Here is a 26,406-nt window from a genome sequence, read left to right as displayed (position 1 = left end):
GTTCGACAGTACGCAACGATTATTGATAAATCAGACCTCCGCTGTGCAGTGGCATTTAAATGATCGCGAGTATTGGGTCGTGAGTCAATTAGTCCAGCATCGTGGTCAAGTCGTGCCGCTATCTATACTTGAAGCTGTGGCGATTTCAGCTGACAGCCCTCAGCCACTATCTCAAGTTGAGCTGCTAGAAATTATCGATAAAATCACTGATTATTTGTGTAACAACCATAGCAATCTTATTGAGTATGTACCTGATCAAGGCGTTATTTTATATGCTTTTGCAAGCGCCAAACACACCAAAATATTTGAGCAACCTAATAAGCTATTATCTGTAGGCCAGTATCTGTTTATTATTGTCATTCTATTAAGTGTATTGTTATTTGTTTACTCTAAACTTAACCCTCCAGAGCTTACTCAAGCTGATGTAGTACAGCAAATATTGGCCTCAGATGGTCGTATTGTTCAGCTGTTTGTATTTGGTAATAATAATCCGCAAGATGCGCAATTACATGCGGATTGTTTATCTTCGCAATTACGCTTATGTCATCATATCCGCTGGGACTCCATCAATATGACATTATCATCTAATCAGCATTACGTTAGTTTTACCTTGGGTGACTCCACAGCAGAAATACCATTAGTGAATAGCATTAAAGTGAATGTTGATAATATGAGTGTGCCATTTATCACTCAAGAATGGCTATTAAAGGTGGCCATTTGTGGCTAGATCATCGAATCGATTGGCACGCATTAAGATGCGCAGGTTGCTGCAGTCAAAACGCGGTAAACTTGTTTTTGTACTAAGTATTGTATTAATGATTTTTCTTATCACCAGTGTGGTTAATCGTATTGCTAATACTCATACGGTTTGGCATTTTGATTGCTATGCCGACAGTTATTTCAGTCATCAAGGAGAATCGTCATTAAAGGTTGATAAAAGTAATTTATGGTTGAGCTTAGACATTGATCACCATCAAGCTAAACTGATTTACAAGATTGAGTCATCGGTCCATGGTACTGAAATAGCCCAGCTAGTCGGTAAGGTTGACCATGTGGATATGGGCTCATTCACATATCATTTAAGATTAACTCTTCAGCCCACACTTTGGCAAACTAGCAGTCGATTAAAGCCCTATTTACATAATGAATTTGGCATTATGGCCTCTCAAAAAATAGTGGGGGTTAACATTGCTCAGCAAGTACAGGTGATTGACTTAGATAATGCATTAACCAGTGCAACACTTAAATTTCTTCCCAGCAATAACGTTTGGTCTTGCCAGTTAAGATCGCCCGATACCGCTCACTGATTTTCATTGAATAAATTAACTTTTAGCTTAATATTGCCTTTGCGGTATAGTAGCTAAGCGTTAATGAAAAAAGGTGTGTGAAATATATAGTGGCAAAAGTTAAAGTAAAACAAGAAGAAGCGTTATCAATTAAGTTCAGTCATCAAATGGGCCCCGGTGATCAGCGGGTATTTGACCTGTATTTTTATTTGCCTACAGAAATGGGTATTGGTTCGCATACCTTAGATGAAGAGGACTATTATCATAGTAGTATCCTTGGGCGTCGCTCTTATTATTCTAAAGGGCTACATCTACCCTTAGTCCAGTCTCGTTTTGTTAGTCTAAACAAGCGTACCTTAGAAGAGTTTCGCTTGTATCTTAATTTATTTGCTTACCAATTTGCCGTTGCTATTGAAACGGATGTCAAAGAATTACAACAAAAAGTCGATCCTAATGAGTTTTATCCAGCCTTGGATGAGCTTTGCGATGTTGTGACTCAATTACTGAAAAAGTTTCGTCGTAATGCTCCGAGTGATCCTAAGTGGAAATCGTATTTTGAGCATGCCGATAATTATTTATCTTGGTTTTGTGAGCAGCAGCTATTAAAGACTCTGGCGCGAAGCCCCAGAAGTGCTGATTTTAGTGATGTTAAAGACAAGGTATTAAATGCATGTCGAGGTGAGAATCACTATAGAGAGCAAGAGTGCAAATACAATTCTGTGCAAACTCAGCTAGATGCCAATCGAATTTCCAATAAAATGCTCTTGTTAAGACGCTTAATCCAACAAGGTGTGGTGTTAAAAGAAGAGTTAAAACCCTTAGGTGTCGGTCTCAAAAAATTTGTTACTGGAGTCGCAACCGGGATGGTGATGTTGGTGGTGTCGGCATTGATTATTAAAGCCCAAGGTTTTTTTAATGAATTAACCATGACCCTGTTGTTAACATTAGCGGTGATTTATGGTTTCAGGGAGATATTTAAAGAGGATTTTCGTAATGCGATGTGGCGTTACATCCAACGTGGCCGTCCAAGATGGAGCCGTATTTTACGTGATACTACTACTCAAACTGTAGTTGCTAAGCAGTTAGTTTGGCTCGAATTTATGCGTAGTCAAGATATTCCCAAAGCGGTTTCGGATATCATGAGGCAACGTCACAGTCAGAATAAAGTCGACTCAGAAGTGCTGCATTATCGCATTGCGACTAAGGTGACAAACAAGCCTTTTGAAGCCGATTATTCGCAAATACAAGAACAAGTGAACTTCAGCTTAGTTCCTTTTGCCCGTCATCTAGAGCGAGGCAAAGCCAAAATATACTCAGAAAGTGAAGGTAATATTAGTAATGAGTCAGTTGAACGTCGTTATCAAGTTAACCTGGTTGCTGTGCTCCGTGATGGCAAGGAACAACCTGAATATGCTCGTTTTAAAGTGACCATGAACCGTTCAAGTATTGTGGAAATTAATGAAAGTAAACTGCCTGATAATGTTCAACCTTTCAGATTAGAGTCTGACGAAGTCCTTCCTGAAGTCGTTAGCCCTGCGCAGTCGCACACTTAAGTTACTCAGGAATAAGGCCATTGATGTCCCATTTCCTGTTACATTATCAAGGTTGTCAACAAGCACATCACCTGACGTTAAGCCATGCTTTGTTAGGTGATGTAAGCCGTCAATTTTAGCCAATGTTATTCGTTTCATTATTACTTGGTCGAGTAAAAGCTTGGCAAATATTTTGATCTACAGACTGTTTCGCGCGTTTTAAGGCTATTTCAGCATTGGTAAGATATTGGTCTAAACTTTGTGCTGGTTGGTAGCTGGCAATACCGATATTAATACCTTCTGCTAAATTTTTCTCTTCCAAGGTTTTCATCATGTTAATTGCATATTGATGCGCTGAATTGGCATTGGTATCTGTGAGTAAGATAACCAGCTTTCCGAGCTGCCATTGCGCTATTTGATAATGAAGCGGTAACTCAATCAATAATTGTAGCTCAATGTCTTTTTGGCGTTTTTCAAGCTGACTCACATTACCCATGTTGCTAAAAATACCTTCAGGATTAATGTCCATCACCAGTAGGCTAGAGTATTTTTTAATCGAGTCACCTAGGTTGATAAAATAATTTTCAAGTTCATTTAAACGCAGCACTATCGCACTACGATGGCCAATAACATTACTGCTGTTTTTAGCTAATACAGTGGGGGTTGTTTGCTCAAACGTACAAATAAGGTATTCAATGTCACCGTCAAATGTTAATTGGCCGACTAATGTTGTTTTTAAACAATGATCATATCGACTGTGGTTAAACGGCATTATCTGTGCAGTCCATTCTCCCTGTAAACTGATTTGCGCGGTAATATTTTGCCATTGATTACTGACTTCGTCGCCGAGTAATGTCGTCAGTGAAATATCAGTGTCTCCGTGTAAAGACATCAGTTGATCAAATTGGTCATTACATTTTATGAGCACTCCGTTGGCATCAGTTAGTGCGGTAGCAACGGCGCTATTACTCATTAGTTGATACAGATAGGCTTGGCGCTGACTATCAAATAAGGCACTAATATCTTCAAAAGTGATCAGCCAATAATGTTCATTACTGTTGGGGCACTTTTCACTGCGAATATGAGTTTGCAACATACTACTATTCTGCGTTTCCAAGCTGATCTCACCATGCCATTGTTTATCTTGGATTAACGCCTCTTTAATCTGATTTAAACGATCATCATCCAGATGCAGTACCCGTTGTAAACTGCGATCTTTTAGGGCATCAATTGACAGCGATAGCGCCGAAGCCGCTTTGGCATTAGCGCTCTGGATCCGGCCGCTATCATTAACAATTAAACAGCTTAATTCACTGTTAAACAAACCGTTACTCAATTGAAGGCTATTTTGGTTTGAGCGACGCTCAAGCACAAATCTATGTCTTAATATCACTAGTAAACTGGCTAATAGTGCGACTAAGCATCCAGCGATAATGAGTACTATGCGCCATTGCTCATACCGAGCAGAAATATCATCATGACGAATGTACGACAATAAAAAGTATTCTCTCTTGGTTTCATATTGGCTGGTTAACTCAACCTTCAGGTATACAAATGTGGCATCTTCACTATGAAACTGGCCAAAATTATTCATTGCCATTACACGCCATAATTCTGGATAAGTTTGTTTTAAACTGGACCCTAGAGTGTCAGGCATGCTGTCTAATGGCTCAGGTTGATTGGCACCTGCATACAGAAAGCCTTGGGTATCAAGTAAAAGTAAGGGGGAATTCTGATTAAAAAAAGCAGGTTTTATTGTTTCAAGTAATTTAACAATAGAATTATAAGTGACCAAATAACCTTTAATACTCTGATCAGGATTTTCTATCCATGATAATTGATAGAAATACGGCTCTAGTATGCCATCAACAGGTGTAAATGCCATGGGTGAGGTGTAAATATCATTACCCCCCATATTCCTCCCTGAGCCCAATAATGCTGCGGGAAGTTGCATATTATTGAAACTCCCTGTGGTCGAAAATTGCAGTTGTCCTTGGGGATTAAATAATGCAAGTCCAAGCAGTTCTGGAATATTTTTCGTTAATGAGTCCCAGCTTTCGATCGTTCTTGATTGCAGTTGTGCAGAGGGTTTTTGCAGGTATTGTCGCAGTAACTCACCTTTGGCAAATGTCTGGGTTCTAAACTGCAAAAATGACACTTTGTCGGAGGCTAACGACGCAACAGTCTGTAATTCACTGTAACGTTGATCGGCCCAATCTTCTTGCAGACGACGCTCGCCTAAATTAACCACCATACTCGTAACGATAAACACCGCAATTAATAAAATAATCAATTGGCTTAGCAGCGAAAGAATATGCTGTTGCGACCAATGGGTCGCTTGTGAAGAAATTAATAACGAGTTTGAAGAACTCACTGCTGTGTGTTTAGACATGGTGCCACTTTTTTAGCATTCTCATGCTGGCAATACTAGCATGAAGCCGGCGTTGGCGAAAATGTCTGTGCACTAATCGAATAGATTTGTTTAACCGATTATATCTAACTCGCGTTGTTTAAATATTGCGCCGTTTTTTTCAGCGATATTGCGGCAATGTTCAATGTTTACATTAGCCAGCCCGTTGATCGCACTGACATGTACTTCAGGTATGAATTTCGGCGCAAGATTAATAAATTCAAGTAACGCTTCATAGGACCCTGCTAGTTTAGGCCGGCAATGTTGCTGGTATGCTTCAGGAGTATCGGCATTAAGTGAAATTGACAGACTGTCTACACATTGGCTTAGCTCTGGTAAAATATTACGGCGATGAAAATGGTTACCCAAGCCATCGCTATTTAGCCTTACATGTCCACCTTGGGCTTTTATCGCGTGTGCAACCTGCAGCAAACACTCAAGGTTTAAGGTGGGTTCACCAAAGCCGCAAAAAACATATTCTGCTACTTCCTGCACATTACCCAACAGGGGGAATATATCGTCAGCTGTAATACGTTGAGACAAGGATAAGTCATATTCATGTATTTGCTTAGAACCATTATGCTTAGGACAGAACTGGCATCTTAGGGTACATCTTGCGGTAATGTTCAGATAACGGTGATGACCTATATCGTAAACTAAGGTTGGCATGGTTGAGGAGGTGTTCATAATGGCTTTTTATCATCAAGATTATAGCGAGTATTCTAGCTAAATATTCAGCGTGACTATGTTGCTTAGCTCGCAGTTTTTAAAGCAAAAAAAACAGAGCCACGTAAGCTCTGTTTTTTAGGTTAATAATCGAGTTTCATTGGCTTAATGGTGCTCGTCAGAACCTAAGGGGTCAGCAAGGGTTTTAGGTTGCCACCACCAAGAGAAAAATCGTCGCCATAGGCGTTTTATATCATCAAGAATAATGTATAAAATCGGCACTAGAATTAATGTCACTACGGTAGAGAATAAAATACCGAATGCTAGTGATGTCGCCATTGGAATAACAATTTTAGCCTGTAAGCTTTTTTCCATAATGATGGGCACTAAGCCAACAAAAGTGGTGAGTGAGGTTAAGATAATCGCTCTAAAACGGTAACAACCAGAATCGATAGCCGATTGCAGCAGCGACTTGCCTTCTTCACGCGCTCGGTTAACAAAGTCGACTAAAATAAGCGAGTCGTTTACCACCACTCCAGCGAGTGCCACAATGCCACATAAGCTCAGTACACTCATTGAAAGCCCGAGAATATAGTGGCCAAACAAGGCGCCAATCATACCAAATGGAATAACCGACATAATGATTAACGGTTGTGTGTACGACTTTAATGGGATGGCCATTAAGGCATAAATAGTGAACATGGCAAAGAAGAAGCCTTGGGCTAAACCGAGCATGGCATTTTGCTCATCCAAGCTGCCGCCATCCAAAGCAGAAGCCACTTTGGGGAAACGCGCGGTTAATTCTGGCAAGAAGTCTTGCTGAATTTCGGCGACCACTTTTGATGGTTCAACATTGTTTTTATTCACATTGGCGCTAATGGTGATCGCTCGGCGACCATCAACCCGAGTGATCGATGCGTACGACTCACCCAGTTCGATATCGGCTACGGTTGAAAATGGCACCGAGGCGCCAGATGGAGTGCGGATCAGCATGTTTTCAAGATCACCCATAGTACGACGTTGTTCTAGTGGGTAACGCACCATGACTTTGACTTCTTCTTTATTACGTAAAATTCGTTGGGCTTCATAACCATAAAAGCCGTAACGAACTTGGCGTGCTAAATCTGACAGTGTTAATCCTTGTGCTTCAGCTTCTGGACGAATGTTTAAGCGGATTTCGTGTGAACCCGATGAGAAGTTATCGGTAATATCATACACGCCTTCGTAGGTAGCCAGTTTTGCTTTAAGCACTTTAGCGGCTTCAGATAACTGGTCTAAGTCCGTTGCCGTTAAGCGGAATGATAAGTCACCACCGGCATCGTTGGTGCTAGCATTGATATTAAGTTTTTTAACCGATAATAATTCCGGTAACTGTTTACGCCATTCTTCAGCAATTGCGACACCGTCGATTTCACGGTCTTCGCCTTTAGTCAGTTCGGTAAATACAAAGGCACTGCTGCGTGATTTCAATTCGATATAGCTATGCTTTACCATAGGGTAACCGTACTGTTCTTCAAGCTTAGTGTTCATTTTATATAACGCATCTTCGACTTGTTGCAGTACTTTTAAGGTATTTTGCTCAGAGCTGCCTTCTTCCATTTCAAGCTGAACTTGAATAAAGTCCGACGGAATATCAGGAAAGAAAACCCAGCGCACTTTGCCGCTTTGTACTAATGCAAGTGACAAAATCAGTACCCCAACAAATACCGCCACTACGCTGTAACGACGCGAAATGCAACGCTCTAAAAAGTGACGATAAGTGTGGTGGATAAAGTGCTGTAACCATTCATTGATGGCAAATTTAAGCCGCGAGAAAGGATTAGTTGGTGTGGTGCGTTTTTTGATTTTCATGTGAGCCAAATGCGCCGGTAAAATCAATTTTGATTCAATCAACGAAAATGCTAAACATAAAATCACCACCATGCCGATGGATTTCCAAATGATACCCATGGGGCCAGAGACCATGATCATAGGTACAAAGGCGGCAATGGTAGTGAGTACCCCAAATGTGGCCGGCATTGCCACTTTTTGCACTCCTTTTACCACGTTATCTAAAGAGTGGCCGTTTTCTTCTAGCTCGGTATAGGCGCTTTCTCCGATGACAATTGCGTCATCGACCACGATCCCCAGCACGAGAATAAATGCAAACAGTGTCAACATGTTGATCGACATATTAAATGGTTCAAGCGGCATTAATAACATGGTGCCTAAAAAACACACAGGCAAGCCCATCATCACCCAAAAGGCCAGTTTAAGATCTAAGAATAAGGCTAAAATAATAAACACTAATAGAGCACCGTAAAACATGTTCGACAGCATCATGTTCAAACGGCCTTGCAAGTAGTGGGTTAAATCACCCCAGGTGTCCAGTTGAATATTGTTCGGTAAGGTTTTTTTTCGTTCAGCGACATAAGCTTTAACTTGTGACGAAATATCTAACGCGTTTTGATCGTCAATACTGGTGATTTCAATCACTGCAGCGGGCTTGCCGTTAAAGCGGGTGTATTCTAAACGCTCTTCAAAATCATCATTAATGGTGGCCACTTGCGGTAGCATAATTCGGCTGCCATCGGCACGGGTTTCTACCACTATTTGGGCAAAATCATCGGCAGTATAAGCTTGGCCTTTAGTCCGCAGAAGAATGTCACCGTCTTGGGCACGAATTGATCCACCGGGCAAATCAATGGATGAGTTTTGAACCGCTAATGCCACTTGGGTGAAAGTAATGCCATATTCGCGCAGTTTGTCTTCAGACAGCTCAATACCAATTTCGTAGTCGCGAACACCAGTGACTTTTGCGCGAGTAACTGCAGGTAAGTCAGTGATGTCGTCTCTGATTGCTTTAGCCATTTCCTTCATGTCATGTAGGCTCATGTCGCCATAGACAGATACCCAAATAACATTGTTTTCTGGCTTTATTTGGTAAATATTAGGTTTTTCGATGTTATCTGGAAAGGTGGCAATAGCATCAATACGCAACTTAGCTTCATCTAGGACTTGCTGAACATCGTAACCGTCTTCAACTTCAATGGTCACCGAGCCCACACTGTCGCTGGCAACTGACGTGACTTTTTTGATGCCGCTAATATCTTGAATTGCTTCTTCGATTTTAATATTAATCCCTTCTTCAATTTCTTGTGGCGCAGCACCTGGATAGGCCACATTAATATTGATGAGGTTTAATTCGAAGGTTGGAAATATTTCTTTATTAATAAGGACGGCACTAAACAAACCGCCAATAAGCAATGCTGCCATGAGTAAGTTGGCCGCGACACTGTTACGAGCAAACCAGGCGATAATTCCTTTATTCGTTTCCATGCTTATTCACCTGCCGTCGGCGCGACTTGGACATCAGTATCGACTGGAGTGATCTTGCTTTCTTCGCCGAGAACTTTTATTTTCTGACCGGCATTCAAGCTGTTAATACTCGTGGTTGATACGCGCTCATTTGCTTTGAAACTGCCTTGAATATAAATATTGTCAACGTCTGAACGAATAATATTCACTGGGCGTATTTCGATAATATTGTCTGCGCTAACCACTGCTACTTGACCATTGCGCACTACGTGACGTGGCAGCATTACCACATCATTCACCGTTCGCCCAGTAATTACAGCATTAACAAAGCTGCCGTATTTTAACGGTAATTGGCCTTCGGTTTTATGGTTACGTAAATACGGGTCATGTATTTCTGCGACCAGATATACCATGCGAGTTTGTTCGTCGATAACGTTTTCGCTGCGAACAATTTCGCCTTGCCAAGTGACTTGCTTGCCGGCTAACAATGCCGTCAATGTGACTGCCGTTTCAGGATTATCAACAGATTCTAAATACGCGAGATCTTCATTTGCTAAAGGCAATCTAATTTCAGCAATACTGGTGTCGTATAGCTCGCCTAAATTAGTACCTAGTGTAACGTACTGACCTAAGTCAACATTACGCGCCTTAATGATACCGTCAAATGGTGCTCGGATAACGGTGCGGGCTAAGTTTCGTTGTGCACGGGCTAGTGCTGCTTCGGCATATTTAACGTTAGCTTGTTCTTTTTTGAGTTGTGGGATACGTAATCCCAGCTCTGGTGGTAAGCCGTTACCAAAATCTTTAAATTCAATTTTAGCGACTTCGCCGCGGGCTTTTTCTTCATTCAATGCTGCCGTCGCTTGAGCAAGCGTTGCTTCAGCCTGCATGAGGTCGGCTTCATAATCTGACGGTTCTATAATGGCAAGTTGCTCACCTTTTTTAGCCACACCACCAGCAACAAAGTTAGCTGAAATACTGAGTAAGCGTCCTTGAACTTCTGTGACTAACTGGGTTTTATACTTAGGATTCACTACGCCGTATGATGGTAAGTTCAGCGACAAGGTTTGCGGGGTGACGGTTTGCACATTAATAATCGGCACACTGATCACTTCATCTTTTTGTTCAGGGGCTTCTTTGGTGCTGACCAATAATATCGCTGCGGCGGCAAACACGGCGATGATCAATAGCGGTGATAATCTTCTAAGTATGGTTTTTATCATTTCTTTTTGCGTATCCATGCTGAAATAATGCTGAAAGATTGTTAACTACGTTGGCTAACAAGTTTTACTGATTAATATTTTTACTCATTATCTCTAAATTAACAGAGTATGAAGCGTATCTGAATAGCTTAATGTAAATAAAATGTTTCAGGGTTTCATGTTTTTTATCATTTGGTCCCGAAATATCAGTAAATTGATTTTTTTACGGTGTTCGTATCGGGGTATACCATACCATTAAATTTTAAATTGTTATTAATTAGTTGGTTAGGTTGAAATATTTGTCTGGGTGTTTTTTGAGCTGAAATTAACATTTGTTGACACTTTCTTGCTCTATTGCCTCTAGTTAATAATGATATATAACGGTTTAGATATAAAAAAAGCGAATTACAGAGTAATTCGCTTTAATGCTGTCTAGTTAAGGCTGTCTAAGGAAGCCTAGATAAACCTAAATACTACTTTTTCTTGTATTTTTTTGATTTCACTCGAGCATCTTTTGCGTTGGCTTTTTTCTTTCCTGGCACCTTGGCTTCTTTGTGCTTAGGGCGAAGCTCTTCAATAACACGGCGTTTTAGCGGTAGCTCAATGTAGCGTTCAATTTTAGACACTATGCGCATGTCATGGGCTTCAACTAATGAAATGGCAGTGCCCTTTGCACCAGCACGTGCAGTTCGCCCAATGCGATGAACATATGCATCAGCAGAGCGAGGCATGTCAAAGTTAATCACATGAGTAATGTCATCAACATCAATACCGCGAGCTGCAACATCAGTGGCCAATAGCACATTGACCTCGCCTTTAGAAAAACGTCCAAGTGCCTGAAAGCGCTTTTTCTGTTCCATATCGCCGCGCATAAATGCACAAGGGATATTCGCTTTGAGTAATAGGCCTTCAAGGCTGGCAACCATTTCGCGCGTTTTAACAAACACTATGGTGCGTTTAACATTTTCTTGTTGAAGAATATGACACAACAAGGCAAATTTATGAGCTTGATCATCTGCCAAGTGTACCCACTGATGTACTTTGGCTTTTTCACTGCGCGGTGCTTCAACATCGACCATTACGGGATCGTTTAACAATTCACGTGCAAAACGATTAACCCCATTACCTTCAAGCGTGGCAGAGAACAACATATTCTGTTTTCGACCCTGAGCTTCGATGGCAATTGATTGCACGACTGATGAGAACCCCATATCGAGCATGCGGTCAGCTTCATCAATAATTAAAATTTCAACTTCAGTCGCGTCAAATTTATCTTTATCTAAATATTCCATTAATCGACCTGGGGTAGCGATTAATAAATCAACATTGTCTGCAAGAGCTTCTTCTTGTGGGCCATATGGCACACCACCGGTAATAATAACGATGTTGAGATCAAGCCCTGTTGCTAAGTGACTAGCATAACGATGAATTTGACTGGCTAATTCGCGAGTTGGTGTCAGCACTAAAATACGTGCTTGACCCTCAAAACGGCGTGGGAAATCGATAAGATGCTGTAAAGCTGGCAGTAAAAAACTGGCCGTTTTACCGGTGCCTGTTGGCGCACGCGCTAAAATATCCCGCTGATCCATGGCCAATGGAATGGTTTGCTGCTGAATAGTGGTAGGGGTGTTGTGTCCCATGGCCTTGAGTGACTCTAATAAGCTAGGGTCGAGCTGGAAATCTTCAAATTGCATGCGCTGGTCTCGCTGAAAAATAGTTGAGTATTATAGCTGACCTAATGAGTAGGCTAAAGCTTTAAGTAGAATGGGCGGCATAAATCTATCATCGTTTCGCTGTATCGCCCTTGTTTATCGCGGATCGTCATCTGCTGATACTGAGTTTCAACCGGTGGAACAGTCAATATTGGTTGTTCAGTTACCGCTAGGTGATGCTGAATGGCCAATATTGATCGGTTAGCGAGCTTTCCCTCAATGCTAATGATATCAAGTTGCTTGGCAACGAATAAACCATAAGCATTAAGTTGTTGTGTAAAGCTCGCTAAACTTTGTTGCGGTAAAATAACACTTGCAGTGCCCTGGGGAGCAAGTAATTTGCTGATCACGCTTTGTAACTCACCGAAAGACAAGGTGTTCGTGTGTCTTGCGTCTGCTCGAGCGCTATTTTTAGCCTGGGTACCTTGCTCAAAGTAGGGCGGGTTACAAATAATATGATCAAATAATGGCGCCGAATCGTTGAGGTGCTGTAGTTGAAAATCTTGAATTGCACCATGGAAGAGTTGTACCGTTTCAGGCCAAGGGCTTTGTCTAATATTATGTTGGCAAGCATTAGCTGCTGCAGCGTCTATTTCTACAGCAATAATACGGCGGTGTTCAGGGCTGCGTTGGGCCGCCATTAGGCTGAGTAAGCCACTTCCTGCACCAATATCAAGAATATGGTTCGACTGTGTTAATTCAGCCCAAGCTCCGAGTAAAACCGCATCTGTACTAACAGCCATACCACATTCTTTATCATCAATATGAAATTGTTTAAACGTAAAAGACATAGATAATTGATTACTCTTTCGGCTGTTTGAATGACTCGGACGGGATCATAACTGCTTTAGTTTTTACTGTCGCGTTTTAATTACCGACCTCTATCGTGGTTGATTTTTTGTTATGTTAATTAACTTAACATTCATAGGTGTGGTGAATATGTGCGCAAGTCTTGCCATAAATAGTAACTAAATCGTTTATTTTGCCTTTATGAGGTGCTGAAGCTTGAGTATTTAAGCGATGTTTGCTATTAGTTTGCGCACTTTTTTAGGCTTAAAGCTGAGTAAAAGGTCTAATTAAGACTGTTTTGACAGGGATGTGATGCTGAGTACTGAGCTAGCGATTTATTTCGTTACTTTCAAAAAAAGTTTTACTATTTTTAAGTGTATTTTTAACTTTACAATTTATTGCTCGTTCAGCTCATCAGTAGCTAATTAAAGCGTAATCAATTAGGTTTGTTAAAAAACATAACAATAAAACGAGGCTAGTAGTGCAAACAACTAAAATGAGTGTAACTGATACGCTAGGGTTAGGCTTTATGACCTTTGCGTTCTTTTTAGGTGCGGGTAACTTAATTTTCCCACCTTTTGCTGGCATGCTTGCTGGCGAGAATATGTCTTTTGCAATGTTTGGATTCTTAATAACTGCAGTAGGAATGCCTTTGATAGGCTTAATCGCCGTGGCGAAAGCCAACGGTAAAGTGATGGCGTTATTACCAGCCTTTGCTGCCACCGCATTAGCAGTGGCGATTTATATTATTATTGGCCCTGCATTTGCCGCCCCGCGTACTGCTTTGGTGGCGTTTGAAATTGGTGCAAGACCGTTTATTAGTCACCCTGATGCATTGATGCTACTCGGTGGGCAAGAGTTTAATATTGCGCAATTGATTTATACGTTAGTGTTTTTCTCTGTTGTGATGTTTTTATCTTTATTTCCAGGCAAATTACTCGATAGCGTAGGTAAAATACTTACTCCAGTATTAATTATATTATTAGTCGGTTTAGCCAGTTCAGTGATTATTCTCCCCGGTGCAGCGGTAAATTTACCCGTTGGTGAGTATATTAATAATCCATTAACAAAAGGGATAATTGAAGGCTATAACACCATGGATACCCTGGCATCATTGATGTTTGGTATGTTGATTATTGATTTGTTACGCAAAAAAGGTGTTAACGACGCTGCCGATCAAACTAAGTATTTAGTCCGTGCAGCCTTTATTGCTGCTGGTGGTCTCGCGTTTGTGTATGTGTCGCTATTTTATCTTGGTGCATCTGCTGGCGATTTTGCTATTGGCGCAGACAATGGTGGTCAAATTTTAACTAATTATGTCACTTATCATTTTGGCTCAATTGGCACATTAATGTTATCAACGGTAGTAACGCTAGCATGCTTAACGACTGCGGTTGGTTTAGTCACAGCTTGTTCTGAATTTTTTAACGAGTTAATGCCAAGCTTGTCTTATAAATTGTTGGTCGTTTTGCTCAGTGTGATTTGTGCTACCGTTGCTAACGTTGGGTTAACTCAGTTAATTAGCATTAGTATTCCAGTGCTAATGACCATTTACCCAGTCGCCATAGCCTTGGTATTAGTAACGTTTTTAACAGAGCGTTTTGCTAGACCTGAGTTTTCGCATCGTATTGTGTTAAGTGTTGCACTATTTTTTGGTATTTTTGACGGGTTACAAACCGCTGGTATGGACATGAGTTTCCTTGATTTTATGCCATTGCATGCCGAGGGAATGGCTTGGTTGCTACCCACGGCGTTAACGGCGATAGTGTGTTTGTTTTTACCTAAAAATATGCCTCAAAAAGCCGATATTTAAACTTTAAATAAGTCATAATATACCCATCAATATAACGACGTTATGATAAATTATCTAACGTCGTTTTTTATTATTTATTGGATAATGCTTTGGCCAAACCTGCTTATCAACCGGATCCATTAATTAACCAGTTTCTTGATGATCTATGGTCAACCAAGGGGTTAAGTGACAATACTTTGGTGTCCTATCGTACTGATTTACAACATTTGGATCGTTATGTATCGGCTAAAGGGATCCATTTACTCGATGTTGACCAAGCCCAATTACGCGACTATCTAGCTATGCGCTTTGATAAACAATTTGCCAAAAGCAGTACCGCTAGATTGCTTAGCAGTTTACGGCGTTTTTATGCTTACTTATTAGTGAAGCAAAAAATTAGCCAAGATCCGACCGCATTAATTAAGTCGCCAAAGCTCGCGCGTCAGTTACCTGATACCTTGTCGGAGGCACAAATTGACAGCTTATTATCTGAGCCGAATACCGATGAACCTATTGAGCATCGTGATAAAGCCATGTTGGAACTCTTATATGCCACCGGCTTGCGTGTAACCGAGTTGGTCAGTTTAACCATGGAGCAAATTAGTTTGCGTCAAGGCTTGGTCAGGGTGATGGGTAAAGGCGGCAAAGAGCGCTTAGTTCCTTTAGGTGAGTTGGCTATTTCAGCCGTTGAGCAGTACATCAAGTTTGCTCGTGCTGAGTTATTAAGTATGAAGCAGTCTGATGTATTATTTCCATCACGACGAGGGCAAATGATGACACGGCAAACCTTTTGGCATCGGGTTAAGTTGTATGCTGCAAGGGCGGGGATTAGCTGTCATATATCACCGCATACGTTACGGCATGCTTTTGCTACTCATTTATTGAATCACGGTGCAGATCTTCGGGTTGTCCAACTTTTATTGGGACATAGTGATTTATCCACCACGCAAATATATACTCATGTAGCGAAAGTGCGTTTACAACAATTGCATAGCCAGCATCATCCGCGCGGTTGAGTGCGATAATGATCAAATCGTTACATTTTAAGCATGTCAGTCTAGTTGCGTTAACGAAACTAAGTCTGTAAGTTTTATTCACTAAGTCGGGTCTATTGAACTTAACCCGTGCCATTTAGGAATTATCATGAAGTTAACCAAAACATTAGCCCTTGTTGCCAGCCTTGTTATTGCTCCTATTGTGTCAGCTGCACCTGCGACTGATGTCTCAAATGAATCTGCATTAAAGCAAAAGCTTACAGATACCTTGGGTGTCAATGTGTCGTTAATTCAACAATCTCCAATTGATGGTTTATATCAAGTACTAACCGATCGTGGAGTGTTATACGTGACCAAAGATGGCGCTAAGCTGTTTCATGGCAATCTGTATGATATCGACAAAGGGATGAAAAATTTAACCGAGGCTGCATTGGCCGGTCCTCGTATCGAACTGTTGAAACCATTTGAAGATGAGATGTTGGTTTATAAAGCTAAAAATGAGAAACACGTTGTCACTGTGTTTACTGATGTCGATTGTGGTTATTGCCGTAAGCTACACAGTCAGATGCAAGGCTATAATGATTTAGGTATTACCATTCGCTATTTAGCATATCCTCGTGCGGGTATTCCTTCTGCTAATGCTGATGAGATGCAAGCGGTATGGTGTGCTAAAGATCCTCTCAAAGCGATGTCAGAAGCAAAGTCAGGTGGTAAGGTCACTGCCGCGAGTTGTGATATCGATATCGCTGCCCAGTATAAGTTAGGCACATCTTTTGGTATTAACGGTACTCCTGCGTTGATTTTAGAAAATGGTGTTATGGTGCCGGGTTATCAAGCGCCAGCTGACTTATTACGTACGATAGAAGCAAACTTATAAAGCATATTGATAAATCAATGTCGTAAAACGTGTGCTAAAAACGTAAAATTAAGGTGAGCTTAGGCTCACCTTTTTGTTATGCTTATTTCTCATATTACCCGGTTAAGGTTGCCTTTTGTCTCATAGAATAGTCCGACGTCCTCAGGTTGATGATAGCCATTTACCCGCCTCATTATCACCATTATTGAAACAACTTTATGCTCGCCGTGGCGTGACTGAAGACAACTGTGATTTATTACTCAGTAAGTTATTACGCCCCGAGACGATGAAAGGGCTAGCGGAAGCTGCCATTGTCATTGCCGATGCCATTGCTGCTCAGCGGTCGATACTCATAGTTGGGGATTTTGACGCTGATGGTGCTACCTCAACCAGTGTATGTATGCTGGCACTGAAAATGATGGGGGCTCAGAATATTGATTACCTCATTCCAAACCGTTTTGATTATGGCTATGGTTTAAGTCCTGAAATTGTTGCTGTGGCATACTCTAAAAATGCCGATGTATTAATTACTGTTGATAATGGTATCTCTTCGATTGAAGGCGTGGCTGCAGCCAAGTTATTGGGGATGACCGTTGTCGTGACAGATCATCACTTGCCCGGTAATACCTTGCCTAACGCTGATGTTATTGTAAATCCAAACCAGCCAGGGTGTCAGTTTGCCAGTAAGTCTATTGCTGGTGTTGGGGTGGCATTTTATCTTATGTCAGCACTGCGCGCCGAATTAAGGCAGCGTAATTGGTATCAACTACAACACATTGTAGAGCCTAATCTCGGCTCATTATTGGATATTGTCGCTCTAGGGACGGTTGCTGATGTGGTGTCGCTAGACACTAATAATCGTATTTTAGTTAATGCAGGTTTACAGCGTGTTAGAAGTGGTCGTTGTCGTGTCGGTATTACTACTTTACTTGAAGTGGCAAAACGTAGCCCTGAAAAGATGGTTGCCGCCGATTTTGGCTTTGCGGTGGGCCCCAGATTAAATGCTGCTGGTCGTTTGGATGAAATGGCTTTAGGGGTTGAGATCTTACTGTGTGAAGACATCATGCTTGCAAGAAGAATGGCTGCCGAATTAGATGGCTTGAACCAAGAGCGCCGTGAACTTGAAACGGGTATGCAGCAAGAGGCATTAAAGAGTCTATCGAAAGTATCACTAAATGAGGATCATTTACCTTGGGGGATTGCTATCTTTCAGGATGATTGGCATCAAGGGGTGATTGGTATTTTGGCTTCACGGATTAAGGATCGCTATCATCGGCCGGTTATTGCTTTTGCAGATGCCGGTGATGGGACGATTAAAGGCTCGGCTCGTTCAATTAAGGGTTTGCACATGCGCGATGTGCTCGAGCGTATCAATAGCCTCTATCCAGGGATGATAACTAAATTTGGCGGCCATGCGATGGCGGCAGGACTCTCGTTAAAAGCTGATGTGTTTGAACTCTTTACCCAAGCCTTTGATGATGCAGTAAGGGAGGTATTAGATTATGAGCAACTCACAGGAGAGCTTCTGTCTGATGGTGAGTTACCGAGTGATTTAATGACGCTCGATATGGCCTTTTTATTACGTAATGCTGGGCCTTGGGGGCAGTCATTTGAAGAGCCGCTATTTGATGGCATGTTTAATGTTGTCCAGCAGCGTATCGTCGGCGAGAAACACTTAAAGCTATTATTAGAGACGCAGTGTGGCAGCACTATGTTAGATGCAATTGCCTTTAATGTGGACTTAGCCATATGGCCAGATGCAACGATTAAACATGCTCGAGTGGTTTATAAGCTTGATGTGAATGAGTTTAGAGGTAACCAAACCGTGCAGTTAATGGTGGATTACATTGAACCCTTGTGATCGCAATTTAACTGTTATTTAGCTTAGAGCTTTAGGTTTGTTCTGTGTTCTAAGAGCAACAGCACTGTAGCGTTAACTTGTCGATACAACTAAAACAAAAAGGCCTCGCAATGCGAGGCCTTTTTGTTAAATTTTATAAAGTTATTTGGTACAGGTGAGAGGACTTGAACCTCCACGCCCTTGCGAGCATCAGCACCTGAAGCTGACGTGTCTACCAATTCCACCACACCTGCAAAACATGTATCGCGAAACAACTTTATTTTTATTAGTCGCAGTAGCCACCAATATCAATATGGTGCCCGAACCCGGAATCGAACCAGGGACACGAGGATTTTCAATCCTCTGCTCTACCGACTGAGCTATTCGGGCGACGGACGCAATTTAAAGGATTTTGACCTGTTGAGTCAACTTGTTTTTAATGTTTTTATCAAAATTTGTTTCATTTGAACGTATTTTGGTCGTATCGAATATTATTCGGCCAAAGCATCGTATTGTAATCAATATTGCATTTCATGATGGTTAGTGGATTAAATGATGTTAAGGTGCCTTTTTTACCCGTGGCATCAGCACGCAAAGTAAAAATACCGTTAACTATGTAGCGATGAGATCTGCTGATATTGTTGAGTTAGGTATAAAAAAACGCTCCTAGGAGCGTTTAATACTAAATACCAGTTGCTGTCATTTGACTAGTTAGATACAAGCTCATTATTTGGAAAGTTAGCTTTCATTACTGTTTTGACGTTTTGTTGAAGCTTTTCCTGACCTAGCTCCTCATACGCTTGAGCCATAATTTCTAATGCTCGTTCGGTTGAAGGCGTGCCTGGAAACTTCTCCATCACTGATTGAGCACGAACAGCAGCAGCACTCCATGCATTCATTTTAATATAATATTCAGCAACTTGGATAGAATATTTAGCTAAACGGTTCTTTAAGAACTGCATACGTTGTTGTGCATCAGCAGAATACTTACTGTCTGGATACGATTTAATCAATCTATCGAAATCTTTAAATGCATCTTGGGCATATTTAGGATCACGATCGGTACGATCAATATTCATTAAATCGTGAAATAAGTAATTATCTGCCTGCATATTCGTTAAACCACGCATATAATAGACGTAATCTATATTAGGATGCGTTGGATTGAGGCGTAAAAAGCGATCAATATTGGCAAGTCCTGATGCAGCATCATCCATTTTGTAATACGCATAAATCAAGTCTAATTGAACTTGAGTTTTGTGCGGACCAAATGGAAAACGAGAGTCCAATGCTTCAAGTGAACGGACGGCTTTAGAGTAATTACCTAATTCCATTGACGTTCTTGCTTGAGAATACAGGACCTCAGGTGATGCTTTACTGGCAACATCATCGTCTTCAGGACTGCTACTACAGGCTGTTATAGCCAGTGAAAGTAATACTAGGGCGGCACCTTTGGCAATTTTATTCATACTTGAATTTAATTCTTTTTAAGTTGTTGTTAAGAATTTTTCCATTTCACGGTAAAATAGAAAACATCCGATTGTAACAGATAGCACATTCACTTTGGACCCCTAAACTGGGGTACGGTTCCTATGACACAAGAGATTAATCTAAAAAGCGAGATAACAGCAACACAAACTGGTCTGAGATTAGACCAAGCATTAGCTGGTTTGTTCCCTGACTACTCGCGCACACGCATCAAGGAATGGATCCTATCTGGTGCAATTACTGTTGACGGTATCACAGTCGACAAGCCACGGGAAAAGGTTTTCGAAACTCAACTGATTGAAGTGACCGCCACTCTTGAAGAAGAAGTGCGTGCACAAGCGCAAAAAATCGATCTCGATATTATTTATGAAGATGATCATATTATCGTGGTTAATAAGCAAGCAGGTTTAGTTGTGCATCCAGGTGCGGGCAATGCCGACGGCACATTGATGAATGCACTGTTGCATCATTGTCCTAGTATCGAGCTCGTTCCACGCGCTGGTATCGTGCACCGTTTAGATAAAGACACCACTGGGTTAATGGTTGTAGCCAAAACGGTTGAAGCGCAAACGCATTTAGTTGCCGCATTACAAGCTCGCGATATTGTTCGTGAATACGAAGCGATTGTATTGGGCACTATGACTGCTGGTGGCACGGTTGATGAACCTATCGAGCGTCATGCTACTCGACGTACTCAAATGGCAGTGATCCATGGCGGTCGCCCATCGGTGACTCATTACCGTGTGGCTGAAAAATTCCGTGCTCATACTCGTTTACGTTTACGTTTGGAATCTGGTCGTACACATCAAATTCGTGTTCATATGGCGCATATTGGTCATGAGTTAGTTGGCGATCCTGTTTATGGTGGTCGTCCTCGCCCACCTAAGTCAGCTAGCCCTGAGTTTTTTGAATTACTCAAAGGTTTTAAGCGTCAAGCTTTACACGCGGTGCGTTTAGAACTTGCTCATCCGTTTACCTGTGAAATCATGACTTGGCATGCGCCTATTCCTGATGACATGGTTGAGCTGACAAAAGCACTACGAGTTGACACTGAGCTTAACCCGATAGTTTATTTATAATGCTTAAGCACGATTGGCCAATACCTGAAAATGTTGCCATTGCGATAACAAATCGCTTTGGTGGTGTTAGTGTTAGTCCTTTTGATAGTTTAAATTTAGGCTTACATGTAGGCGACAAGCCTCAAGATGTATTGACTAATCGTGCTATATTAAGTCAGCAATTTGCATTACCGGCAGAGCCTACTTGGCTCGAGCAAGTTCATGGTACTAACATTGTCGAACTTCAAACATTGACGGCTGATAGTGCTTTAACCTTTGCCGATGGCAGTTACAGTAATCAGTTTGGTCATGTTTGTGCGGTAATGACTGCGGATTGTTTACCGATATTATTATGTAATCAACAGGGCACTGAAGTTGCAGCTGTTCATGCTGGTTGGCGTGGCTTATGTGAGGGAGTAATCGAGCAAGCATTAGCGATGTTTCAGTCTCCAGCGGCAACATTAATCGCTTACTTTGGACCAGCAATTGGCCCTAGTGCATTTGAAGTGGGTAGTGAAGTGCGCGATGCTTTTATGAGTAAAGATCCACAGGCTTCAAAGTGCTTTGTCCCTCATAACACCAAATATTTCGGAGATTTAGTCGGATTAGCTAAGTTGCGCTTATCTGCAGCTGGTGTACATCAAACCTATAATGCCGATGTTTGTACCTTTGCAGATCCACATTTTTTTTCCTATCGCCGCGATCAGCAAACAGGTCGAATGGCATCATTAATTTGGCTTAAATCTTAACCTGCTATTATTGACAGTATCCAAGTCTAAAAAATAATCGATTTGTTGATCTAGATTAAGTTTTAACCTTGAATTTACATTAAATGGCCCCATCTTTAAGTTAACAAATTATTCGTTTCTGAATTAATTTCCCATTTTATCAGTATCAGATTCCTAGGAGGTTGTATGAGACTCGATCGTATGACTAATAAGTTTCAAATTGCCATTTCTGATGCCCAATCATTAGCATTGGGGCGCGACCATCAATTTATTGAACCTATTCATTTAATGATGGCACTATTAAATCAAGATTCTGGCTCTATTCATTCTCTACTCACTCAAGCGGGTATTCGCGTAAGCGCGCTTCGCTCTGCAATTAGCCAAGACTTAGAGCGTTTACCGCAAGTTGAAGGCACGGGTGGGGATGTCCAGTTGGCGCAAGGATTAATTCGATTACTTAACCTGTGCGACAAACTAGCCCAAAAACGTAAAGATAAATATATTTCATCAGAACTCTTTGTTTTGGCTGCATTGGAAAATAACGATCCGCTTGCCAAAGCCTTAAAAGATTCTGGTGCGACTAAAGAATTAATGGAAAAAACCATTGAAGATATGCGCGGTGGACAGAAAGTCGATGATCCTAATGCAGAAGATCAACGTCAAGCACTGAAAAAGTTTACCGTTGATTTAACCGAACGTGCAGAACAAGGTAAATTAGACCCTGTTATTGGCCGTGACGAAGAAATCCGCCGCACGATCCAAGTTTTACAACGCCGTTCTAAAAATAACCCCGTACTTATTGGTGAACCCGGTGTAGGTAAAACGGCTATTGTCGAAGGCTTAGCACAACGCATTGTTAATGGTGAAGTCCCTGAAGGGATTAAAAATAAACGGGTATTATCATTAGACATGGGGTCGTTAATAGCGGGCGCCAAATATCGCGGCGAATTTGAAGAACGCTTAAAAGCGGTATTAAATGAACTCTCTCAAGAAGAAGGCCAAGTCATTCTCTTTATTGATGAGCTGCATACCATGGTCGGCGCAGGTAAAGGTGAGGGGGCAATGGATGCGGGTAATATGCTCAAACCTGCATTAGCACGCGGTGATTTACATTGTGTCGGTGCAACAACTCTGGATGAATATCGTCAATATATTGAAAAAGATGCAGCACTAGAACGTCGCTTTCAAAAAGTGATTGTTGATGAGCCCAGTGTTGAAGACACTATTGCTATTTTACGTGGTTTAAAAGAGCGCTACGAATTACATCACCATGTGGAAATTACCGATCCTGCCATTGTAGCCGCGGCAACTATGTCACATCGTTATATTTCTGATCGAAAACTACCCGATAAAGCCATCGACTTAATTGATGAAGCTGCGTCGAGTATTAGAATGCAAATTGACTCTAAACCTGAAGCTCTCGATCGATTAGAGCGTCGTGCTATTCAGCTTAAATTAGAAGAGCAGGCGTTAAGTAAAGAGTCTGATGAGGCCAGCCGTAAACGTCTCGAGTTTTTGCAACTTGAGTTAAGAGACGTTGCAAGTAAAGCGGCTGAGATGAATGAAATTTGGCATACCGAAAAAGCTGCATTAGCGGGCACCCAACACATTAAAGCCGATTTAGAACAGGCAAGAATGGACTTAGAAGTGGCTAGGCGTGCGGGTGATTTAACGCGGATGTCAGAATTGCAGTATGGACGGATCCCTGAACTTGAAAAACAGTTAGATTTAGCCTCACAGGCTGAAATGCAAGACATGACATTGCTGCGCAATAAAGTGACCGATGTTGAAATTGCCGAAGTGTTATCAAAAGCTACCGGTATACCGGTATCAAAAATGCTTGAAGGTGAACGAGAAAAGCTATTGCACATGGAAGATGCGCTTCATCATCGTGTTATTGGTCAAAATGAAGCTGTTGATGCAGTCGCTAATGCCATTCGTCGAAGTCGTGCAGGACTTGCTGATCCTCAACGTCCAATCGGCTCGTTTTTATTTCTTGGTCCAACCGGCGTCGGTAAAACTGAGTTGTGCAAAGCATTAGCCAAGTTTTTGTTTGATACTGAGTCAGCCTTAGTGCGTATTGATATGTCTGAGTTTATGGAAAAGCACACAGTCTCTCGTCTAGTTGGTGCACCTCCAGGTTATGTTGGCTATGAAGAAGGTGGATATTTAACCGAAACCGTTCGACGTAAACCTTACTCAGTCATTTTGTTAGATGAAGTTGAGAAAGCACATCCAGACGTATTTAATGTATTACTGCAAGTCTTAGATGATGGTCGGTTAACCGACGGCCAAGGCAGAACGGTTGACTTTAAAAATACTGTTATCATTATGACCTCAAATCTCGGTTCAGATATTATCCAAGAGGGCTTTGGTCATACAAGTTATGAGGATATGAAAGCGGGAGTCATGAATGTGGTGATGCAGAGTTTTCGTCCTGAGTTTTTAAATCGCATCGATGAGTCTGTGGTATTCCATCCCTTAGATGCAGAAAACATTAAACACATTGCCAGTATTCAATTCGAGTTACTGCGCAAGCGTTTGATTGAAAAAGAGTTCGATATAGAGTTATCTGATGACGCATTATCTTTAATTGCTGAAGCTGGATTTGATCCTGTATATGGTGCAAGGCCATTAAAACGAGCATTGCAACAAGAAGTAGAAAATCCTTTAGCGCAAAAACTACTTCGCGGCCAATTACTGCCAGGTAAAATGATTAAAGTCGTTGTGGAAGATGGCAAGCTAGCCTTCATTCAATAAGACTCGCTAACCTGAACATCTAATGTCGTTATAACAAAGGGAGCAATTGCTCCCTTTTTCGATTATTTACTCTGACAAAATAAGCTGACTCGCTCGGTATTTTCGGCTATTGCAGCTTGTCTTTGCTCTTCCGTCATCGCAACAGTCTCACCAGTGTCTTTATTTTGTTGATTTAACTTGCTGTGAGTCTGTAACACACTGAGGCTATGTTTAGCATTTTCACAGATATCTTTGGCTTGTTGCTTATCTTTTTCGTTGATAATTTTTGCCGATTTCTCTAGTTCAGTCTCAACCTTAGCAGAAGATTTTTTTTGGGGCACATAAGTGCCAATTTTTGCGGGTTCCATATCTTCGGTATAAATTTTGCGAGCATCTACATTTGAGGGTTGTTGCTGACTGTAATGTACAACTCCAGCATCATCTACCCAAGTGTAAATAGTCCCTGCTAATAAGGATGTGCTAAATGCTAAAGCGGCTAAACTGATAACTAAACGCATAATTCCCATTTGAGTATCCTAGAGCTAATTGACGTTATGCTTGAACGTTTCAAAATATGCTATCTTTGAGTATAAATCCAACATCTGCAACGATAGTGTATAAAGTGTATGCAAAATTCACCCAATCACCCAGTAAAAAATAAAGGTATTTACTTATTACCTAACTTATTTACCACAGCTGGATTGTTTTCCGGTTTCTATGCTGTCATTTCATCTATGAATGGTCACTTCGAGTCTGCTGCTATTGCTATCTTTATTGCCATGATTTGTGACGGACTTGATGGCAGGGTTGCTAGGCTAACAAATACTCAAAGTGATTTTGGTGCTGAATATGATAGCTTGGCCGATATGGTCTCATTTGGCATGGCTCCAGCTATTCTTGTCTACAACTGGGCTTTACAGGATTTAGGTAAAATAGGTTGGTTAGCGGCATTTATCTATTGTGCATGCGCAGCATTAAGATTAGCTCGATTTAATACTCAGGTTGGTGTTGCTGACAAACGATTTTTTCAAGGCCTTGCCAGTCCAGCTGCTGCGGCATTAATTGCTGGCAGTATTTGGAGTGGATCCGAATATAAGCTCGATCCTACAGACATAAATTATCTCGCTGCATTAATAACGACAATGACTGGACTGCTCATGGTCAGTAATTTTCGCTATCACTCGTTTAAGGAAGTTGATTGGCGAGGAAAAGTGAATTTTGTCGTGATGTTATTGCTGGTGGGAGTATTTGTCATTATCTCTGTTGAACCTGCTATTATCCTTTGCCTTGGTTTCTATATATATGCACTATCTGGTCCTGTGATTACTATTAACACCATAAAGAAGTTAAAAGTAGCGCATATTGTTGGTGATGAGCCGATCGCACCAGACCTACAACAAACCCCAATTCCAGATTCGTCTAATGACATCACTCACGCAGGTGGTAATAGCCATAATGCAAATAAGAAAAGTGAAACTTAAAATACACTCAATTATTAGCATAGTGCTTATCAACAGGGTTCACCGTTATTGCTAATAGGTATAAAGAGTAAAGCCAGCTAGGGTTTTCTCGCAAAACTTAATAAAATGATGTCTTTTTCGTCCAATCCTTAAAGTTTGTACTATAGTTTTTATCCCTATTGGTATTAAAAGGGGATCTGGGTGATTGCAAGGTTCCAGTTACCAATAGCTATTTTGCATAAAAATAAACCTCATTGAATGATTTTAGTACTGTGTTGTTTGAATAGTGTTCGGTTGAATGCTGTTTTGCTAAAAACGTTTAAAAAGGCCTTGCACAAAATCTTGTGGTGCCTATAATGCGCATCCACTGACACGGCAGACAGCGAAAGCGGTTAGCGTGTTAGGTTGAATTAAGTGCTTCAAAACACTGAATTCAAGGCGAAAAGAAAGTTTGAAAAAACACTTGACGCCGACACGGGAAAGCGTAGAATACGCACCCCAAGCCAACGACCTAGCGTCTTACGGCGATGTCTGAAAAATCGACATCACGTTCTTT

The 26,406-nt window shown here is 41.3% G+C and carries 19 protein-coding genes and 2 tRNA genes; 11 read left to right on the top strand and 10 right to left on the bottom strand.

The window, feature by feature from the left end; all coding sequences use genetic code 11:
- The first annotated feature begins 43 nt into the window (after window positions 1-43).
- The 3 genes from H5114_RS04260 (at window position 44) to H5114_RS04250 (ending at window position 2,839) form a co-directional block, all read left to right on the top strand.
- A complete protein-coding gene (locus H5114_RS04260; RefSeq protein ID WP_182722308.1) occupies window positions 44-727 on the top strand; it encodes a hypothetical protein in 684 nt (227 codons plus the stop codon).
- Entirely contained in the window at window positions 720-1,307 is a 588-nt protein-coding gene (locus H5114_RS04255) for a hypothetical protein (RefSeq protein ID WP_182722307.1), read from the top strand. Before H5114_RS04260 ends, H5114_RS04255 begins: the two co-directional genes overlap by 8 nt.
- An 89-nt stretch (window positions 1,308-1,396) precedes the next feature.
- Complete coding sequence (locus tag H5114_RS04250; RefSeq protein ID WP_182722306.1) at window positions 1,397-2,839, top strand: hypothetical protein; 1,443 nt, start codon at window positions 1,397-1,399, stop codon at window positions 2,837-2,839.
- 115 nt (window positions 2,840-2,954) lie between these two features.
- On the opposite strand, the gene H5114_RS04245 is transcribed toward H5114_RS04250, so the two are convergent.
- From H5114_RS04245 to H5114_RS04220, 6 genes are all read right to left on the bottom strand, one after another.
- Window positions 2,955-5,210 (bottom strand): PAS domain-containing protein, encoded by a 2,256-nt coding sequence (locus H5114_RS04245; protein WP_182722305.1) that lies wholly within the window; start codon window positions 5,208-5,210, stop codon window positions 2,955-2,957.
- A 90-nt stretch (window positions 5,211-5,300) separates the two neighbouring features.
- Window positions 5,301-5,915 (bottom strand): TatD family nuclease-associated radical SAM protein, encoded by a 615-nt coding sequence (locus H5114_RS04240; protein WP_182722304.1) that lies wholly within the window; start codon window positions 5,913-5,915, stop codon window positions 5,301-5,303.
- Between the two features lie 144 nt (window positions 5,916-6,059).
- A complete protein-coding gene (locus H5114_RS04235; RefSeq protein ID WP_124018027.1) occupies window positions 6,060-9,212 on the bottom strand; it encodes an efflux RND transporter permease subunit in 3,153 nt (1,050 codons plus the stop codon).
- Window positions 9,213-9,214: 2 nt separating this feature from the next.
- Entirely contained in the window at window positions 9,215-10,414 is a 1,200-nt protein-coding gene (locus tag H5114_RS04230; RefSeq protein ID WP_182722303.1) for an efflux RND transporter periplasmic adaptor subunit, read from the bottom strand.
- Window positions 10,415-10,866: 452 nt separating this feature from the next.
- Window positions 10,867-12,087: an ATP-dependent RNA helicase SrmB gene (gene srmB / locus H5114_RS04225; RefSeq protein ID WP_124018025.1), complete on the bottom strand. Its 1,221-nt coding sequence runs from the start codon at window positions 12,085-12,087 to the stop codon at window positions 10,867-10,869.
- A gap of 53 nt (window positions 12,088-12,140) precedes the next feature.
- Complete coding sequence (locus H5114_RS04220) at window positions 12,141-12,896, bottom strand: tRNA1(Val) (adenine(37)-N6)-methyltransferase (protein WP_124018024.1); 756 nt, start codon at window positions 12,894-12,896, stop codon at window positions 12,141-12,143.
- Between the two features lie 479 nt (window positions 12,897-13,375).
- Between H5114_RS04220 and brnQ the strand changes: the two genes are divergently transcribed.
- The 4 genes from brnQ to recJ all read left to right on the top strand — a co-directional run bounded on the left by brnQ (window position 13,376) and on the right by recJ (window position 18,398).
- Window positions 13,376-14,707, top strand: coding sequence for a branched-chain amino acid transport system II carrier protein (brnQ, locus tag H5114_RS04215; protein ID WP_235781757.1), 1,332 nt, complete (start codon window positions 13,376-13,378; stop codon window positions 14,705-14,707).
- A gap of 89 nt (window positions 14,708-14,796) precedes the next feature.
- Window positions 14,797-15,702 carry a site-specific tyrosine recombinase XerD gene (gene xerD, locus H5114_RS04210; protein ID WP_182696649.1) on the top strand — a complete coding sequence of 302 codons (906 nt, stop codon included), beginning with the start codon at window positions 14,797-14,799 and terminating at the stop codon, window positions 15,700-15,702.
- Window positions 15,703-15,829: 127 nt separating this feature from the next.
- The gene (gene dsbC, locus H5114_RS04205) at window positions 15,830-16,558 is read left to right on the top strand and encodes a bifunctional protein-disulfide isomerase/oxidoreductase DsbC (RefSeq protein WP_124018022.1); all 729 of its coding nucleotides are present in this window, start codon (window positions 15,830-15,832) and stop codon (window positions 16,556-16,558) included.
- A gap of 115 nt (window positions 16,559-16,673) precedes the next feature.
- Window positions 16,674-18,398, top strand: coding sequence for a single-stranded-DNA-specific exonuclease RecJ (gene recJ, locus H5114_RS04200; RefSeq protein ID WP_182722302.1), 1,725 nt, complete (start codon window positions 16,674-16,676; stop codon window positions 18,396-18,398).
- Between the two features lie 146 nt (window positions 18,399-18,544).
- Here the strand turns inward: recJ and H5114_RS04195 are convergent.
- The 3 genes from H5114_RS04195 to H5114_RS04185 all read right to left on the bottom strand — a co-directional run bounded on the left by H5114_RS04195 (window position 18,545) and on the right by H5114_RS04185 (window position 19,846).
- Window positions 18,545-18,631: transfer RNA gene (locus H5114_RS04195), tRNA-Leu, on the bottom strand.
- A gap of 60 nt (window positions 18,632-18,691) precedes the next feature.
- Window positions 18,692-18,767 (bottom strand) — tRNA-Phe (locus H5114_RS04190).
- Between the two features lie 317 nt (window positions 18,768-19,084).
- Entirely contained in the window at window positions 19,085-19,846 is a 762-nt protein-coding gene (locus H5114_RS04185; protein WP_124018020.1) for an outer membrane protein assembly factor BamD, read from the bottom strand.
- 123 nt (window positions 19,847-19,969) lie between these two features.
- Between H5114_RS04185 and rluD the strand changes: the two genes are divergently transcribed.
- The 3 genes from rluD to clpB all read left to right on the top strand — a co-directional run bounded on the left by rluD (window position 19,970) and on the right by clpB (window position 24,411).
- Window positions 19,970-20,944, top strand: a complete 975-nt coding sequence (gene rluD, locus H5114_RS04180; protein ID WP_124018019.1) for a 23S rRNA pseudouridine(1911/1915/1917) synthase RluD — start codon at window positions 19,970-19,972, stop codon at window positions 20,942-20,944.
- Window positions 20,944-21,672, top strand: a complete 729-nt coding sequence (gene pgeF / locus H5114_RS04175; RefSeq protein WP_182722301.1) for a peptidoglycan editing factor PgeF — start codon at window positions 20,944-20,946, stop codon at window positions 21,670-21,672. Before rluD ends, pgeF begins: the two co-directional genes overlap by 1 nt.
- Window positions 21,673-21,837: 165 nt before the next feature.
- Window positions 21,838-24,411 carry an ATP-dependent chaperone ClpB gene (clpB, locus tag H5114_RS04170; RefSeq protein ID WP_124018017.1) on the top strand — a complete coding sequence of 858 codons (2,574 nt, stop codon included), beginning with the start codon at window positions 21,838-21,840 and terminating at the stop codon, window positions 24,409-24,411.
- Window positions 24,412-24,473: 62 nt separating this feature from the next.
- Here the strand turns inward: clpB and H5114_RS04165 are convergent, their stop codons facing one another.
- Window positions 24,474-24,917: a DUF4124 domain-containing protein gene (locus H5114_RS04165; protein WP_182722300.1), complete on the bottom strand. Its 444-nt coding sequence runs from the start codon at window positions 24,915-24,917 to the stop codon at window positions 24,474-24,476.
- Between the two features lie 99 nt (window positions 24,918-25,016).
- Here H5114_RS04165 and pssA point away from each other — a divergent pair, with 99 nt between their 5' ends.
- Entirely contained in the window at window positions 25,017-25,871 is an 855-nt protein-coding gene (gene pssA, locus H5114_RS04160; protein ID WP_259395230.1) for a CDP-diacylglycerol--serine O-phosphatidyltransferase, read from the top strand.
- The last annotated feature ends 535 nt before the right edge of the window (window positions 25,872-26,406 follow it).

Origin of the sequence: Shewanella sp. SR43-8 (assembly GCF_014163775.1) — a bacterium.
In the GTDB taxonomy this organism is placed as follows: domain Bacteria; phylum Pseudomonadota; class Gammaproteobacteria; order Enterobacterales; family Shewanellaceae; genus Shewanella; species Shewanella vesiculosa.
Note: the sequence above shows the minus strand (reverse complement) of the source record. Positions and strands in the feature narration are given on the sequence as shown.

Coding starts and splice junctions, on each gene's coding strand:
- H5114_RS04245 (WP_182722305.1), bottom strand. CDS start 5,210: ATGTCTAAACACACAGCAGTGAGTTCTTCAAACTCGTTATTAATTTCT.
- H5114_RS04240 (WP_182722304.1), bottom strand. CDS start 5,915: ATGAACACCTCCTCAACCATGCCAACCTTAGTTTACGATATAGGTCAT.
- H5114_RS04235 (WP_124018027.1), bottom strand. CDS start 9,212: ATGGAAACGAATAAAGGAATTATCGCCTGGTTTGCTCGTAACAGTGTC.
- H5114_RS04230 (WP_182722303.1), bottom strand. CDS start 10,414: ATGATAAAAACCATACTTAGAAGATTATCACCGCTATTGATCATCGCC.
- srmB (WP_124018025.1), bottom strand. CDS start 12,087: ATGCAATTTGAAGATTTCCAGCTCGACCCTAGCTTATTAGAGTCACTC.
- H5114_RS04220 (WP_124018024.1), bottom strand. CDS start 12,896: ATGTCTTTTACGTTTAAACAATTTCATATTGATGATAAAGAATGTGGT.
- dsbC (WP_124018022.1), top strand. CDS start 15,830: ATGAAGTTAACCAAAACATTAGCCCTTGTTGCCAGCCTTGTTATTGCT.
- H5114_RS04185 (WP_124018020.1), bottom strand. CDS start 19,846: ATGAATAAAATTGCCAAAGGTGCCGCCCTAGTATTACTTTCACTGGCT.
- rluD (WP_124018019.1), top strand. CDS start 19,970: ATGACACAAGAGATTAATCTAAAAAGCGAGATAACAGCAACACAAACT.
- pgeF (WP_182722301.1), top strand. CDS start 20,944: ATGCTTAAGCACGATTGGCCAATACCTGAAAATGTTGCCATTGCGATA.
- clpB (WP_124018017.1), top strand. CDS start 21,838: ATGAGACTCGATCGTATGACTAATAAGTTTCAAATTGCCATTTCTGAT.
- H5114_RS04165 (WP_182722300.1), bottom strand. CDS start 24,917: ATGGGAATTATGCGTTTAGTTATCAGTTTAGCCGCTTTAGCATTTAGC.
- pssA (WP_259395230.1), top strand. CDS start 25,017: ATGCAAAATTCACCCAATCACCCAGTAAAAAATAAAGGTATTTACTTA.